15 protein-coding genes are annotated in these 14,945 nt (G+C 75.6%); 9 read left to right on the plus strand and 6 right to left on the minus strand.

What is annotated here, in order from left to right:
• Positions 1-15: 15 nt before the first annotated feature.
• Complete coding sequence (meaB, locus tag JOD57_RS07140) at positions 16-1,047, minus strand: methylmalonyl Co-A mutase-associated GTPase MeaB (RefSeq protein ID WP_204691242.1); 1,032 nt, start codon at positions 1,045-1,047, stop codon at positions 16-18.
• Positions 1,044-2,234, minus strand: coding sequence for an acetyl-CoA C-acetyltransferase (locus tag JOD57_RS07145; protein WP_204691243.1), 1,191 nt, complete (start codon positions 2,232-2,234; stop codon positions 1,044-1,046). Before JOD57_RS07145 ends, meaB begins: the two co-directional genes overlap by 4 nt.
• 200 nt (positions 2,235-2,434) lie before the next feature.
• Here JOD57_RS07145 and JOD57_RS07150 point away from each other — a divergent pair, with 200 nt between their 5' ends.
• The 7 genes from JOD57_RS07150 (at position 2,435) to JOD57_RS07180 (ending at position 9,584) form a co-directional block, all read left to right on the plus strand.
• Positions 2,435-3,283: an alpha/beta fold hydrolase gene (locus JOD57_RS07150; RefSeq protein WP_204691244.1), complete on the plus strand. Its 849-nt coding sequence runs from the start codon at positions 2,435-2,437 to the stop codon at positions 3,281-3,283.
• A gap of 97 nt (positions 3,284-3,380) precedes the next feature.
• Positions 3,381-3,836 carry a methylmalonyl-CoA epimerase gene (gene mce, locus JOD57_RS07155; RefSeq protein ID WP_204691245.1) on the plus strand — a complete coding sequence of 152 codons (456 nt, stop codon included), beginning with the start codon at positions 3,381-3,383 and terminating at the stop codon, positions 3,834-3,836.
• 105 nt (positions 3,837-3,941) lie between these two features.
• On the plus strand, positions 3,942-5,273 hold the full coding sequence (ccrA, locus tag JOD57_RS07160; RefSeq protein WP_204691246.1) for a crotonyl-CoA carboxylase/reductase: 1,332 nt from the start codon (positions 3,942-3,944) through the stop codon (positions 5,271-5,273).
• A gap of 123 nt (positions 5,274-5,396) precedes the next feature.
• Positions 5,397-6,827, plus strand: a complete 1,431-nt coding sequence (locus JOD57_RS07165; RefSeq protein WP_204691247.1) for a hypothetical protein — start codon at positions 5,397-5,399, stop codon at positions 6,825-6,827.
• Positions 6,828-6,893: 66 nt separating this feature from the next.
• On the plus strand, positions 6,894-7,886 hold the full coding sequence (locus JOD57_RS07170; protein ID WP_204691248.1) for a hypothetical protein: 993 nt from the start codon (positions 6,894-6,896) through the stop codon (positions 7,884-7,886).
• Between the two features lie 121 nt (positions 7,887-8,007).
• A complete protein-coding gene (locus JOD57_RS07175; protein WP_307824535.1) occupies positions 8,008-8,892 on the plus strand; it encodes a DUF4397 domain-containing protein in 885 nt (294 codons plus the stop codon).
• Positions 8,889-9,584 carry a class F sortase gene (locus JOD57_RS07180; RefSeq protein WP_307824536.1) on the plus strand — a complete coding sequence of 232 codons (696 nt, stop codon included), beginning with the start codon at positions 8,889-8,891 and terminating at the stop codon, positions 9,582-9,584. The genes JOD57_RS07175 and JOD57_RS07180 overlap by 4 nt, the downstream gene beginning before the upstream one ends.
• A 4-nt stretch (positions 9,585-9,588) precedes the next feature.
• On the opposite strand, the gene JOD57_RS07185 is transcribed toward JOD57_RS07180, so the two are convergent.
• The 3 genes from JOD57_RS07185 to nucS form a co-directional block, all read right to left on the minus strand.
• Positions 9,589-9,825: an Rv1322 family protein gene (locus JOD57_RS07185; RefSeq protein WP_307824537.1), complete on the minus strand. Its 237-nt coding sequence runs from the start codon at positions 9,823-9,825 to the stop codon at positions 9,589-9,591.
• A gap of 79 nt (positions 9,826-9,904) precedes the next feature.
• Positions 9,905-11,686, minus strand: coding sequence for a 3-hydroxyacyl-CoA dehydrogenase family protein (locus JOD57_RS07190; protein WP_204691250.1), 1,782 nt, complete (start codon positions 11,684-11,686; stop codon positions 9,905-9,907).
• Between the two features lie 76 nt (positions 11,687-11,762).
• Entirely contained in the window at positions 11,763-12,434 is a 672-nt protein-coding gene (gene nucS, locus JOD57_RS07195) for an endonuclease NucS (RefSeq protein ID WP_204691251.1), read from the minus strand.
• Positions 12,435-12,506: 72 nt separating this feature from the next.
• Here nucS and JOD57_RS07200 point away from each other — a divergent pair, with 72 nt between their 5' ends.
• Positions 12,507-13,370, plus strand: coding sequence for a hypothetical protein (locus JOD57_RS07200; protein WP_204691252.1), 864 nt, complete (start codon positions 12,507-12,509; stop codon positions 13,368-13,370).
• Between the two features lie 12 nt (positions 13,371-13,382).
• Here JOD57_RS07200 and JOD57_RS07205 read toward each other — a convergent pair whose 3' ends face one another.
• Complete coding sequence (locus tag JOD57_RS07205; RefSeq protein ID WP_204691253.1) at positions 13,383-14,156, minus strand: enoyl-CoA hydratase-related protein; 774 nt, start codon at positions 14,154-14,156, stop codon at positions 13,383-13,385.
• Positions 14,157-14,214: 58 nt separating this feature from the next.
• On the opposite strand from JOD57_RS07205, the gene JOD57_RS07210 reads away from it, so the two are divergent.
• On the plus strand, positions 14,215-14,943 hold the full coding sequence (locus tag JOD57_RS07210; RefSeq protein ID WP_204691254.1) for a YqjF family protein: 729 nt from the start codon (positions 14,215-14,217) through the stop codon (positions 14,941-14,943).
• Positions 14,944-14,945 lie beyond the last annotated feature (2 nt).

The following is a 14,945-nucleotide window of genomic DNA, read 5'->3' on the forward strand; positions in this document are numbered from 1 at the left end:
TCTCCCCGGCGCGGGTCAGACCTGCGCGAGGAGCCGGTCGGCGGCGCGGTAGGGGTCGGTCTCCCCCGCCACGACCGCGTCGGCGAGCGCGCCCAGCGCCGCCGACCCGCGCACCTCGCCCATCCGCGCGCGCAGCCCGGCCAGCGCGATCGCCTCGATCTCCCGCGCGGCCCGCTCCGCGCGGCGCCGGGTGCCCTCGCCCGAGTCGGCCAGCCAGCGGCGGTGGGCCTCCACCTGCTCGAGCAGGCGGGCGATCCCCTCCTCGCGCGCGGCCACGGTCCGGCAGATCGGCGGCCGCCACGCCCCCGGCCCGGTGTGCCGGCCACCGAGGGACTGCGCGTAGCGCAGGTCCCGCACGGTCTGCTCGGCCCCGTCGCGGTCGGCCTTGTTGACGACGAGGACGTCGGCCACCTCCAGGATCCCGGCCTTCGCCGCCTGGATGCCGTCACCCATCCCCGGGGCGACCAGCACCAGCGTGGTGTCGGCCAGCGAGGCGATCTCCAGCTCCGACTGGCCGACGCCCACGGTCTCGACGAGCACGACGTCGCAGCCGGCCGCGTCGAGCACCCGCAGCGCCTGCGGCGTGGCCCACGCCAGCCCGCCGAGGTGGCCGCGGGAGGCCATGGAGCGGATGTAGACGCCCGGGTCGTCGGCGTGGTCCTGCATGCGCACGCGGTCGCCGAGCAGCGCGCCGCCGGAGAACGGCGAGGACGGGTCGACGGCGAGCACCCCCACCCGCCGGCCGGCCCGCCGCAGCGCCCGCACCAGCGCGGTCGTCGTCGTCGACTTGCCCACGCCGGGCGAGCCGGTGAGCCCGAGCACCTGGGCGGAGCCGGTGTGCGGGGCGAGCGCGGCGGCGACGTCGCGCAGCGCCGGGCTGGCGTCCTCGACCAGCGAGATCAGCCGGGCCACCGCGCGGGCCTCGCCGGCGCGGGCCCGGGCGACGAGGTCGGGGACGTCCACAGCGCGCCGGGCGCGGCGGGGAAGCCCCGGCCCACGAGGGGTGGCGGGGCCGGGCGTCGCGACGGCCAGGCCGTCGGAGGTCACGCCTTCGCGGGCACGTGCAGGATCAGCGCGTCGCCCTGGCCGCCACCGCCGCACAGGGCCGCGGCACCGACGCCACCGCCGCGACGACGGAGCTCCAGCGCCACGTCCAGCACGACGCGGGCGCCGCTCATGCCGATCGGGTGGCCGAGGGCGATGGCACCGCCGTTGGGGTTGACCTTCTCCGGGTCGATGCCGAGCTCGCGGGTGGAGACGATGGCGACGGCGGCGAAGGCCTCGTTGAACTCGACCAGGTCGAGCTCCTCCGGGTCCATGCCCTCGCGCTCGCAGGCCCGCTGGACCGCGCGCGACGGCTGGCTCTGCAGGGTGGCGTCCGGTCCGGCCACGACGCCGTGGGCGCCGATCTCGGCGATCGGGGTGATGCCCAGCTCGGCGGCCTTCTCCGCGGACATGACCACGACTGCGCAGGCGCCGTCGGAGATCTGCGAGGCGGTGCCGGCGGTGATCGTCCCGTCCTCCGCGAAGGCCGGCTTGAGCCGGGCCAGGGTCTCGACCGTGGTGTCGGCGCGGACGCCCTCGTCGTCGCGGAACTCGATCGGGTCGCCCTTGCGCTGCGGGATGAGCACCGGGGTGATCGCCTCGTCGAAGACGCCGTTCTTGCCCGCGCGCGCGGCCTTCTGGTGGCTCTCCGCGGCGAACGCGTCCTGCTCCTCGCGGGTCAGGTCGTACCGGCTGTTCGCCCGCTCGGTCAGCTCGCCCATGGCGACCTGGTCGAAGGTGTCCGACAGCCCGTCGTGCGCCATGGCGTCGACGAGCCTGGCGTCGCCGTACTTGGTGCCGGTGCGCGAGCTGGGCAGCAGGTGCGGCGCCCGGGTCATCGACTCCTGACCGCCGGCGACGACGACGTCGAACTCACCGGCACGGATGAGCTGGTCGGCCATCGCGATGGCGCTCAGGCCGGAGAGGCAGACCTTGTTCACGGTGAGCGACGGCACCGACATCGGGATGCCGGCGGCCACGGCCGCGGGTCGCGCGGGGTTCTGGCCGGCGCCGGCCTGCAGCACCTGCCCCATGATCACGTACTCGACCTGGTCGCCGGAGATGCCGGCCCGCTCCAGGGCGGCCTTGATCGCGATGCCGCCGAGGTCGGCGGCGGAGAAGTCCTTGAGGGAGCCGAGGAGCCGGCCCATGGGGGTCCGGGCGCCGCTGACGATGACCGAGCGGGACATGCTGCCTCCAGTGCCGGTCGCCGCCGCCGGCGACCGCGGGTCGGGCCGCGCCGGCACGGGAGAGGGCAGGTCGCGGCAGTAGGGCTGCAGGACAGGATAGATCGCGCGCACGATGGTGGTCGACGTCTCCGCCCGGGGTTGGGTGGCAGTCGACCGGGTAGGGCGCAACGGACCAAGATCCTCGAGACCCTGGAGGGACCATGCCCCGCCTCCCCGTCGGCACCGAGAACGGCCGGCCCGTCGAGCTGTACTTCGAGGACCACGGCACCGGCCGCCCGGTCGTGCTGATCCACGGCTGGCCGCTGTCCGGCCGCTCCTGGGAGGCCCAGGTCGGGCCGCTCGTCGAGGCCGGCCACCGCGTGGTCACCTACGACCGCCGCGGCTTCGGCGCCTCGTCCCAGCCCTGGAGCGGCTACGACTACGACACCTTCGCCGCCGACCTCGACGCGCTGCTCACCTCGCTCGACCTGACCGACGTCGCCCTCGTCGGCTTCTCCATGGGCGGTGGCGAGGTCGTCCGGTACCTCTCCCGCCACGGCACCGCCCGGGTCAGCCGCGCGGTGCTGGCCGCGGCCGTCCCGCCCTACCTGTACAAGAGCGCCGACAACCCCGACGGCGGACTCGACGACGCCACGATCGAGGGGTTCCAGCAGGGCGTCCGCAGCGACCGGCCGGCCTTCCTCGACGGCTTCACGAAGGACTTCTTCACCCCCGGCGGCTCCGGCCTGCTCAGGGGTGCCGCCGTGAGCGAGCAGCAGCGGCAGTACGCGCTCCGGATCGCGGAGGGCGCCTCGCCGAAGGGCACGCTGGACTGCATCACCGCCTTCGGCCGCACCGACTTCCGCGCCGACGTCGCGGCGGTCACGGTGCCGACCCTGGTGATCCACGGCGACAGCGACGCGATCGTGCCCCTCGAGGTGAGCGGCAGGCGCGCGCACGAGGCGATCGCCGGGAGCGAGCTGGTCGTCATCGAGGGTGGTCCGCACGGCGTGAACACCTCGCACCCCGAGGAGTTCAACCGGGCGCTCATCTCCTTCCTCGCCCGCTGAGAGAGGGGCCCGTCGCACCGGGGTGCGACGGGCCCTCCGGGCGTGATCCGCGCCACACGTCGATGTCGTCTCAGACGTCTTGCGTCACCATGTCCCGATGACCGCCGACGTCCCCGCGGGTCTGCCCGCCGAGCTGTTCACCACGATCGACCACGTCGGCATCGCCGTCCCCGACCTCGACCGGGCGATCGCCTTCTACGCGGACACCTTCGGCGTGCACTCGGTGCACGAGGAGACCAACGAGGAGCAGGGCGTCCGCGAGGCGATGCTCGCCGTCGGCAGCGGCGAGACGCGCATCCAGCTGCTGGCGCCCCTGACGCCCGAGTCGACGATCGCGAAGTTCATCGGCCGCTCGGGACCCGGCCTGCAGCAGCTGGCCTTCCGGGTCGACGACGTCGAGGCGGCCAGCGCCACCCTGCGCGAGCGCGGCCTGCGGCTGCTCTACGACACCCCCCGGCGGGGGACGTCGGACAGCCGGGTCAACTTCGTCCACCCCAAGGACGCCGGCGGCGTCCTCGTGGAACTGGTGCAGCCGGCGTCGTCCGGACACTGACTCCCCCTGACGGGGGCTCCGATCGGGTTCCTACCCACCGGTAACATCTGGCGCCACCACCGCACCGCCCTCCACCGCCTCCGAGCCGACGACCCGGGAGACCGCGTGAACGAGATCAGGGACGCCATCCTCGCCGACCAGCTGGCCGACATCGGCGGGCTGCCGGTGCCGGAGTCCTACCGCGCCGTGCTGGTCCGCAAGGACGAGCAGGAGATGTTCGCGGGGATGCCGACCCGGGAGAAGGACCCCCGCAAGTCCCTCCACGTCGAGGACGTGCCCACCCCGGAGCTCGGCCCGGGCGAGGCGATCGTGGCGGTGATGGCGTCCTCGGTGAACTACAACACCGTCTGGACGTCGATCTTCGAGCCGGTGTCGACCTTCGGGTTCCTGGAGCGCTACGGCCGGCAGAACGACCTCACCAAGCGGCACGACCTGCCCTACCACGTGGTGGGCTCGGACCTGGCCGGCGTCGTGCTGCGGGTGGGCCCGGGCGTGAACAAGTGGAAGCCCGGCGACGAGGTCGTGGCGCACTGCCTGTCGGTGGAGCTGGAGGACCCGGCCGGCCACGACGACACGATGATGGACCCGCAGCAGCGGATCTGGGGCTTCGAGACCAACTTCGGCGGCCTGGCCGAGCTGGCGCTGGTCAAGAGCAACCAGCTGATGCCCAAGCCGGCCCACCTGTCCTGGGAGGAGGCCGCCGCGCCCGGGCTGGTCAACTCCACCGCCTACCGGCAGCTGGTGTCCCGCAACGGCGCGGGCATGAAGCAGGGCGACGTCGTGCTGATCTGGGGCGCCTCGGGCGGGCTGGGTTCCTACGCCACCCAGATGGCCCTCAACGGCGGCGCCATCCCCGTCTGCGTGGTCTCCAGCCCGGAGAAGGCCGCCATCGTCCGCTCGCTGGGCGCCGAGCTGGTCATCGACCGCTCCGCGGAGGGCTACCGGTTCTGGAAGGACGAGGACACCCAGGACCCTCGGGAGTGGCAGCGGCTGGGCAAGAAGATCCGCGAGCTGACCGGCGGGGACGACGTCGACATCGTCTTCGAGCACCCCGGCCGGGAGACCTTCGGCGCGAGCGTGTACGTCGCCAAGAAGGGCGGCACGATCGTCACCTGCGCCTCCACCAGCGGGTACATGCACTCCTACGACAACCGCTACCTGTGGATGAACCTCAAGCGGATCGTCGGGTCGCACTTCGCCAACTACAAGGAGGCGTGGGAGGCCAACCGGCTCATCGACAAGGGCCTGATCCACCCGACCCTGTCGAGGACCTACGCCATGGACGAGGTCGGCCAGGCCGCCTACGACATCCACCACAACCTGCACCAGGGCAAGGTCGGCGTGCTCACCCTCGCCCCCACCGAGGGCCTCGGCGTCAAGGACACCGCCAAGCGGGAGAGGCACCTCACCGCCATCAACCGCTTCCGCGGCATCTGACGGTCACCGGTCCCGGACCCGGCGCACCGGGTCCGGGACCGGCTGTCACCCAGGGGACCGCGGCGCCGGGGGTCCCGGTCCGGACCATGACGACCGCCCTCCGACTCTGCGAGGATGGGACCCATGAGCGACCCCCGCCGCGACCTGCTGCCGATGCGCGAGGCCCAGCACTCGTTCGACGTGGTGCTGCGGGGCTACGACCGCCACCAGGTGGCCGAGACCATCGAGCGCCTCGAGGCCGACATCCGCGTGGCGCTGGCCGACCGGGACGCCGCGGCCGGCCGGTCGGCCGACCTCGCCGGCCAGCTCTCGGCGATGCACGCGGAGATCGAGCAGCTGCGCCGCAAGGCCGCCAACGCCGGCCCGGCGACGTTCGAGAACATGAGCGAGCGCATCTCGCACATGCTGCGGCTGGCCGAGGAGGAGGCCGCCGACATCCGCGGGGCCGCCGAGCAGGACGCCCGCGCGCTGCGCGAGCACACCGCCGCCGAGGAGCGCGCGATGCTCGAGCGCCAGGCGGCCAGCCGGGCCGAGGTCGAGCGCATGCTCGCCGAGGCCCGCCAGAACGCCGAGCAGATCGCCAGCAAGGCGCAGATCCGCGCCGACGAGCTGGTGACCAAGGCGCAGGAGAAGGTCGCCCGGCTCGACGCCGAGTCGCAGGCCCGCCGCGCCAAGGTCGAGGAGGACTTCGAGATCGCGCAGCGCGCGCGCCGCGCCGACGCCGCGCGGACCGAGGAGGAGCGCGAGCGGGCCTCGATCCAGGCGGCCCGGGACCGGGTGGCCGCTGCCGAGGCGCACGCGGCCGCCGTCGTGGGCGAGGCCGAGGCCTCCGCCGCCGCCATCCGGCGGATCCGTGACGAGCTGACCGGCCGGCTCGCCGAGGCCCGGCGGGTGCTCTCCACCCTGCCCGACCTCGCCGACCGGTCCCAGCAGCGCCCGGTTCCCGCGCAGGGACAGCCCGGCGCGCAGGCGCCGCAGGGCCAGGCACCGCAGCCTCCCCAGGGCCTGGCTCCGCAGGGCCAGCCCGCGGGGCCGCCGGAGCAGGCCGCTGCGCGCCGGGACGTCGACGGCCCGCCGACCGTCGTCCCGCCGGCGGCGGGCCCGCGCACCGCGGTCCAGCCGGCCGTCGGGCCGCAGACGGCGGTGCAGCAGGCCGTCCGCCCGCAGACGGCACCCCAGCCGGTGCCGCCGCGGCCCACGCCGCACGCCCGCCAGCCCGAGTCCCCGGCGCACGGCGCCGGTGAGGCCGATGCCGCGCGCCAGCCCACCCGGGTGCCGGCTCCTCCCACCCAGCCGGCCGTGCAGCAGCCCGCACAGCAGGACGCCGGTGGTCTCCCGGCCGCGCAGACCCAGGTGATCCGGCCCGTCTCCGCGCCGGACCAGGGCGGCCGGCACGCGAGCGGTCCCTCCACCGGCTCCACGCGGACCGTCCCCGGGGAGCAGCCGTCGTCGGCTCCGGAGCCGGAGGGACCGCAGACGGCGGTGCAGCCGGCCGTCGGCACAGAGTCGTCCGCGGACACCGGTGGCCAGCCGGCCGTGCCCGGGCGCCGCTGACGGCACACCCGCCACCCTGGTCCCACTCCGCGCGCGCCGCGCACCGCCGGGCGGTAGGCAGTCACCGTGCCCGACGCCGACCGAGCGGTGAGCGCCGGACCGCCGCCCGCCGCCCCGGACGGCGAGCCCGCTCCTCCCCCGCCGGCACCGCGCCGGCGCCGGGCGCGGCACCGGGCCCGACTCCCGGGACTGCTCGTCCCGCTCGTGTGCGGCGCCGTGCTGACGCTGGTCCTCCTCGTCGGCGGCGCTGCGCTGCTCGTGGCCCTCGACGCCCCCGCCGCTGCCCCCGCCGACGTCGGCCGGATCACCTCGGAGCCGCCGGCGTCGGGGGTGCCGGCGTCGAGGGTGCCGTCCGGGACGGACGCGCCGGCGCCGCCGCCCGCCCCGACCGGCGCGACGGTGGCCGACTGGCTGCCCGACGCGCTGCCCGGGGACACCGACCTGGCCGCCTCCGCCGCCGTCCGCGCCGAGCTGGCCGAGCAGGGCGTGCCGGCCGACCGGTTGCGCCCCGCGGAGGACGCCGTGCCGGGCGGGACCCCGCTCGCCGTCGTCGGCCCGGCGCCGGCCGGGTCGCGCGTGCTGGCCCGCTTCGACCGCCCCGGGGACGGCAGCGAGCTGCTGGTGGTGGACCCCGCCCCGGGGGAGCCGACCGCCGAGGAGCTCGACCGGCGCCGGGCGCTGGCCGAGGCGCTGCTGGCCAACCCGACCACCGGTGCCACCGGCGCGACGGCGGACGCCCTGTCCCGGGCCGCGGTCGACCAGCGGCTGCTCAGCCTGCTCGCCGGCCTGGCCGCCCGCGACGGCGTCGGCATCGCGTCCCTCCCGGTGCTCCCGGGCGAGGAGGGCTCGGCCGCGCCGGCCCGACGGGCCCTGCTGTCCGCCCTCGGTGGCGCGCCCGTGCCGGAGGACCCGGCGGCCACCGACCGTCTCGTGGCCTGGCTGGACGCCCAGCTGCCGCCCTTCGCGCCCGACGAGGTGCAGGTCACCGACGAGGGCGTGCTGGTCGCCTTCCGCTACGTCTCCGACCCCGACGCCGTGGTGACCGCCGCGACCCGGTGACGCCCCTCCGCCTGCGTCGGGGACGCCTCGAGGTGCGGCCCGGACGCGGACGAGGTAGACCGTGTGTCATCCCCACACCACTCTGCGGTACGACCGCAGGGCACTGAGCGCGGAGGAACGAGTGACGAGGACGAGCCGGGTCCTGGTGGTGACGGCGCTGGCGGCGGCCGTCACCGGCCTGCCGACGTCGGCGGCGACCGCGGCCGAGGGCGGGCTGCTGCGGCTGGCCCACCTGTCCCCCGACACCCCGGCCGTCGACGTCTACGTCGACTCGGTCGCCGACCCGGCCGTCGGGCAGGTGTTCCCGGGCGTCGGCTACGGCACGGTCTCGGAGTACCAGGACGTCCCGCCCGGCACCTACGCGATCAGCATGCGCGCGGCCGGTGCTGACGCAGCCAGCCCGCCGGTGCTGTCGACGACCGTGCAGGTCGGCGCCGACAGCGCGCGGACGGTGGCCGGCGTCGGCCCGTTCGCCGACCTCGGGCTGGAGGTCCTGCAGGACGACCTGACGCCTCCCCCGGCCGGCAGCTCGCGGCTGCGCGTCATCGCCGCGGCGGCCGCGGCCGACACCCTCGACGTCGCCGTCCCCGGTGGCCCGGCCCTGGCCACCGACCTGGCCTTCGCCGACACCACCGGCTACGTCGACGTCCCGGCGGGCGCCGCGAGCATCACGGTGACCCCGGAGGGCGGGCAGCCGACCGAGCTGCCGGTGCAGGTGGCCGCGGGTTCCGTCTACAGCGTCCTGGTCCTGGACACCCCCGGCGGCGGGCTGGCCGTGCAGACGGCGCTCGACGCCGCCGGCCCCGGCGTCGTCCCGGCCGGTGGCGTGGAGGCCGGTGCCGGCGGCACGGCGGCGTCCGGGGGCTCGTCGCTGCCGGTCCTGGTCTCCGCGGCCGGCGGCTCCCTGGCGGTGGGTGCGGGCCTGTTCCTGGCGACGACGCGGGCCACGGCGGCCGGAGCCCTCCGGGGCCGCGGTCGGCACGCTCCCGGCTCGCGGGCGCGGTGACCGGCACCCGGTACCGCGAGACCGCCCGCCGGCCGCGCCACCGCGCCCCCGTCCGGCCGGCGCAGCACCGCGCGTCCCGCTGGCGCGGACCGGCCACGCTCCGCCTGGTCCTGGCCCTCCTCGTCCTCGGTGCCGGCATGCTCGCCCTGCTCACCCCCACGTCCCCGGCGGGTACCGCGACGGCCGGCAGCACGGCGGCCGGCACGGCCCCGGCTCCGGTCGTCCTCGCGCAGCAGCCGGAGGCCGCCCCGGCCGCACCCACGCGGGTGCGGGTGCCGGGCATCGGGGTGGACAGCGGGCTGGTCGACCTCGGGCTGGACGCCGCCGGGGCGCTGGAGGTCCCGGCCGACCCCGGCACCGCCGGGTGGTACGCCGCGGGGACCGTGCCGGGCGCCGTCGGACCGGCCGTGGTCACCGGCCACGTGGACTCCGCCGACGGGCCCGCCGTCTTCTCCCGGCTGCGCGAGCTGACCGCCGGTGACGAGGTGCTCGTCGACCGCGCCGACGGGACGACGGCCCGCTTCACCGTCACCCGCGTCGAGCGGCACCCCAAGGACGCCTTCCCGACCCGCGCCGTCTACGGCCCGACGGCGGACGCCCAGCTCCGGCTGGTCACCTGCGGCGGCGCGTTCGACCGCTCGGTGCGCAGCTACGAGGACAACGTGGTGGTGTTCGCGACGCTGGCGCGCTGACGCGCTAGCGGCGGCGGTCCCGCGCCCGCCAGCAGGCGGTGTGCCAGTGCCGCCGCCAGTCCGCCGCGGAGTCGGTGTCCCACGGCTCGAGGTCGGAGTCGCGCGCGTAGGCCGGCCAGGTCACCAGGTGCGGTGTCCCGGGGCGGACCTCCTGGTCGCAGCCCGGGCAGCGGTAGGTCTTGCCGGTCGCCGACCCGGTGACGGTGCGGACCACCCAGTCGCCGTCGCCGGCCTCCTCCACGGGGTCGGGACGACGCAGCGGGGGGCGGCCGGTGGGCCGCCCCCCGCTGCGCGGTCGTCCCCGGCGGGGCACGGGCGCCTCAGCGCCGGGAGTGGTCCCGGAACCCGCGGCCGGTCTTGCGGCCGAGGTACCCGGCGGTGACCAGGTGCTCGAGCAGGGGCGCCGGGGCGAAGCCGGGCTCGCGGAACTCCGTGTAGAGCTCCCGCTCGATGGCCAGCGACACGTCCAGGCCCACGACGTCGAGCAGCTCGAAGGGCCCCATCGGGTAGCCGCAGCCGACCTTCATGGCGGCGTCGATGTCGTCGGCCGTGGCGTAGTGCGCCTCGAGCATCTTCACCGCGTCGTTGAGGTAGGGGAACAGCAGCGCGTTGACGACGAAGCCGGCGCGGTCGGTGCAGGAGACCGCGTGCTTGCCCAGCTGCGCGCAGACCGTGTGCGCGGTCGCCGCGACGTCGGGCGCGGTGGCGATGGTGCTGACCACCTCGACCAGCTTCATCACCGGCGCGGGGTTGAAGAAGTGCAGGCCGACGACGTCGCCCGGGCGCTCGCTGGCCTTGGCGCACTCGATGACCGGCAGGCTGGAGGTCGTGGTCGCCAGGACGGCGCCGGGCCTGACGATCTCGCCGAGAGCGGCGAACAGCGCCTGCTTGACCGGCAGCGACTCGACGACGGCCTCGATCACCAGGTCGCGGTCGGCGAGGTCGTCGAGCGACGTCGTCCCGCGGACCCGGGCCAGCACCTCGTCGCGGCCGGTCTCGTCGATCCGCCCGCGGGCCACCTGCTTGTCCAGCGACTTCCGCAGCGCGGTCGCGACGGCCTCGACCTTCTCCGCCGAGCGGGCCTGGAACAGCACGTCGTAGCCGCCCTTGGCGACGACCTCGATGATCCCGGTGGCCATCGTGCCGGAGCCGACGACGCCCACGGCCGAGACCGGGCGGGCCCCCTCGGCGGCACTGCCGGGCGCGGGGGTGGCCTCGTCGGGCACCACCTCGGCCGAGTCACGACCGGCGTAGGTGTAGAAGCCGCGGCCGGACTTCCGGCCCAGCAGACCCGCCGTCATCATCTGCTTGATGATCGGGCTCGGGGCGTGCAGCCGGTCGCGCGACTGCTTGTACATCGTGTCGAGGATCTCGTAGGCGGTGTCGATGCCGATGAGGTCCATGAGCGCCAGCGGGCCCATCGGCAGGCCACAGCCCAGCCGCATGGCCGCGTCGATGTCCTCGCGGCTGGCGTAGCGGTTCTCGTACATGGCGACCGCGTGGTTGAGGTAGCCGAACAGCAGCGCGTTGGCGATGAACCCGGCCTTGTCGCCGATGGTCACGTCGATCTTGCCCAGCCGCTCGGCCAGCGCCTCGACGTCCTCGACGACGGAGGACTCGGTGACGACGGTGCGCACCACCTCGACCAGCTTCATGACCGGCGCCGGGTTGAAGAAGTGCATCCCGATGACCTTGCTCGGCCGGCCGGTGGCCACCGACAGCTGGGTCACCGACAGGCTCGAGGTGTTGGTGGCCAGGATGGTGTCCGGCGGGCAGATCTTGTCCAGCTGGGCGAACAGCTCGGTCTTGAGCTCCATCCGCTCCGGGACCGCCTCGACGACCAGCTCGGCCGAGGACAGGTCCTCCAGCGAGGTGGTGAACCGGACGCGCCCCAGGATGGCCTCGCGCTCGGCGTCCTCGAGCTTGCCGCGGCTGACGGCCCGCTGGGTCGAGGTCTCGATGTGGGCCCGGCCGCGGGCCAGCGCGTCGTCGTTGACCTCGACGGCGGTCACCGACAGCCCCGCACGGGCCATGACCTCGACGATGCCCGCACCCATGGTGCCCAGGCCCACCACGCCGACCTCGGTCAGTTCTCTGGCCACGCTGCCATCTCCTCCCGTGCGTTGACCGGGGCAGTGTCCCATCCACGCGGCCCGGACCTACTGGTGGGTAGCGGCCTCAGAAGAGCCGCTGGGTGGGGTCGTCGGTGCCCTTGAGGACGGCGTAGTCGACGGTCACGCAGTCGATGCCGCGGTCGGTGGCCAGCACCCGCGCCTGCGGCTTGATCTCCTGCGCGGCGAACACCCCCTTCACCGGCGCCAGCAGCGGGTCGCGGTTGAGCAGCTCGAGGTAGCGGGTGAGCTGCTCGACGCCGTCGATCTCCCCGCGCCGCTTGATCTCCACCGCCACCGTCGCGCCGGCGGCGTCGCGGCAGAGCAGGTCCACCGGGCCGATCGCCGTCGGGTACTCGCGGCGCACCAGCTGCCAGCCGGGCCCGAAGGTCTCCACGTGCAGGGCCAGCAGCCGCTGCAGCTCGGCCTCGACGCCGTCCTTCTGCAGGCCGGGGTCGACGCCCAGCTCGTGCGAGGAGTCGTGCTCCACCGACTCGATGGTGATGACCAGCTGCTCACCGGCCTTGTTGGTCACCGTCCAGGTGCCCGCGCCGTCGACGAGCTCGTCCTTGAACGAGCACGGCGGCGTCATCCAGTTCAGTGGCTTGTAGGCGCGGTCGTCGGCGTGCACCGAGACCGATCCGTCGGCCTTGACCAGCAGCAGCCGGGAGGCGGGGGGCAGGTGGGCGGTCAGCCGCCCGATGTAGTCGACCGAGCAGCGGGCGATGACCAGACGCACGGGCGCCGACGGTACCGGTCCGGTGGGCCCGGGTGTCGGGAACCGGAGCGGCCGTCCGGGCGTCGGAGGACCGTGACGAGGACCACTCCGCCGGGGACCGCGGGCCGCGTCGCTGCGCTGGTCCTCCTCCTGGCGCTGGCGGCCTGCGCCCGGGGCGGCTCCGGCGGGTCCGGGGACGCCGGCGCGACGTCGGCGTCGGGTCCGCCGCCGCTGCCCTCCGGCCTGGTCCTCCAGGTCGCGGAGACCGGCGGCTTCACCACGCCGGAGGAGCTGGCCACCCGCCTGCCGCTGGTCGGCGTGTACGGCGACGGTCGCGTGCTCACGCAGGGTCCGCGGATCGCGGTCTGGCCGGCACCGGCACTGCCCAACGTGCAGGTGCAGGAGGTCGACGCCGCCACGGTGCGCGACCTGGTCGACCGGGCGGTGGCCGCGGGCGTGACGGAGACCGGCGACCTCGGGCAGCCGCCGCTGGCCGACGCGACGACGACCCGCTTCACGCTCGTCACCGACGAGGGCACCGCCGTCCGCGAGGTCTACGCCCTGGCCGAGACCCCCGACGACGCCCTGACCGCCGAGCAGCAGGAGGGCCGCGGGCGGCTGCGCGACCTGGTCGACGAGCTGACCGGCCTGCCCGGGACGACGGAGCCCTTCGTGCCGCAGACGGTGGCGGCGGTCGTCCACCCCCACCCCGGCGGGGATCCCGAGCTCCCCCAGCCCGAGCTCCCCTGGCCCGGCCCGGCACTGCCGGGAGCGCCGCTCGGTGCGGGCCTGACCTGCGTGAGCGCGACCGGGCAGCAGGCGGCCGACGTGCTGGCCGCCGCGGCGCCGGCGAAGGCGCTCACGCCGTGGGTGGCCGCCGACGGCAGCCGCTGGTCGGTGGCGTTCCGGCCGGTGCTGCCGCACGAGAGCGGCTGCGCCGACCTCACCGTCCGGTGACCCGGCTCCCCCCTAGTCCGTCCAGACCGGCGGGCGCTTCTCCAGGAACGAGCGCATCCCCTCGCGGGCGCCGTCGATCTGGCTGGCGGCGGCCATGACCTCGATGGCGGTCGCGTAGGCGTCGCGCTCGGGCCGGTCGAGCTGGGCGTACATCGTCTGCTTGCCCCACGCCTTGCTGGCCCGCGACCCGCGGATCGCCCGGCCCATCAGGTCGTCGACGGCGGCGTCGAGCCCGGCGTCGGGCACCACCCGGTTGACCAGGCCCCAGTCCAGCGCCGTCCGGGCGTCGATGACGTCGCCGGTCAGCGCCATCTCCATCGCGCGCTTGCGGCCGACGTTGCGGGCGATGGCCACCATCGGCGTGTGGCAGAACCAGCCGCCCTTGCCGCCCGGGGCGGCGAAGCCGGCCGACTCCGCCGCGACGGCGAGGTCGCACGAGGCGACCAGCTGGCAGCCGGCCGCGGTGGCCAGGGCGTGCACCCGCGCGAGGACGACCTGCGGCACCGACTGGACGGCCTCCATCAGCTCGGTGCACAGCGCCAGCAGGCTGCGCACCTCCGGCAGCGGTGCGTCGAGGACGTCGGTGAAGTCGTGCCCGGCGCTGAAGACCGGCCCCTCGGCGGCCAGCACGATGCCGGCGGCGTCGGAGTCCCCCACCTCGGTGACGGCGGCCAGCAGCTGCCCCAGGTGCTCGCGGGACAGCGCGTTGCGCCGCTTCGGCCGGCACAGGGTGATGCGGACGACGTCACCGTCGCGCTCGACCCGGGGAGCGCCCTCTGCAGTCATGTGAGCGACCTCACCACGACCGGGCTCCCCCCGGCAACGGAGCTGGGAGGCTGGGGAGGTGCAGCCCGCGCCCGAGGAGGTCACCGACACCGCGCCGCGCGCCGCCGGGCGGACGCTGTTCAGCCAGGGCTGGCGGGACGTCGCCTTCCTGCACTGGGCGGCCGACCCCGCGCTCGTCGCGCCGCTGCTGCCGCCGGGCACCCGTCCCGACGTCCACGACGGGCGCACCTGGGTGGGGCTGATCCCCTTCCGCATGCGCCGCATCGGCGTGCTCGGCTCCCCCGGGCTGCCGTGGGTGGGCAGCTTCCTCGAGACCAACGTCCGGCTGTACTCCGTCGACGGGCTGGGCCGCCGCGGTGTGGTGTTCCGCTCGCTGGACGCCGACCGGCTGCTGCCGGTGCTCGTCGCCCGCGCCGCGGGGCTGCCCTACCTGTGGTCGCGGATGCGGTACGCCCGCGACGGCGACCGGCTGACCTACACCTCCCGCCGCCGCTGGCCCGGTCCGCGCGGCGCCGGCGGCCGGGTCGAGCTCGAGGTGGGACCGCGGCTGGCCGACCCGGGTCCGCTCGAGCGCTTCCTCACCGGCCGCTGGGGGCTGCACCAGACCGCCTTCGGCCGCACGCGCTACTGGCCCAACGAGCACCCGGCCTGGCCGCTGCACCGCGCCGAGCTCCTGACCTGGGACGGCGACCTGCTCGCCGCGGCCGGGCTGCCCGGCGTCGGCGGCCCGCCGGACAGCGTGCTGTTCTCCCCCGGCGTCGACGTCCGCTTCGGCCCGCGGCTCTGACG

Origin of the sequence: Geodermatophilus bullaregiensis (assembly GCF_016907675.1) — a bacterium.
Lineage (GTDB): Bacteria > Actinomycetota > Actinomycetes > Mycobacteriales > Geodermatophilaceae > Geodermatophilus > Geodermatophilus bullaregiensis.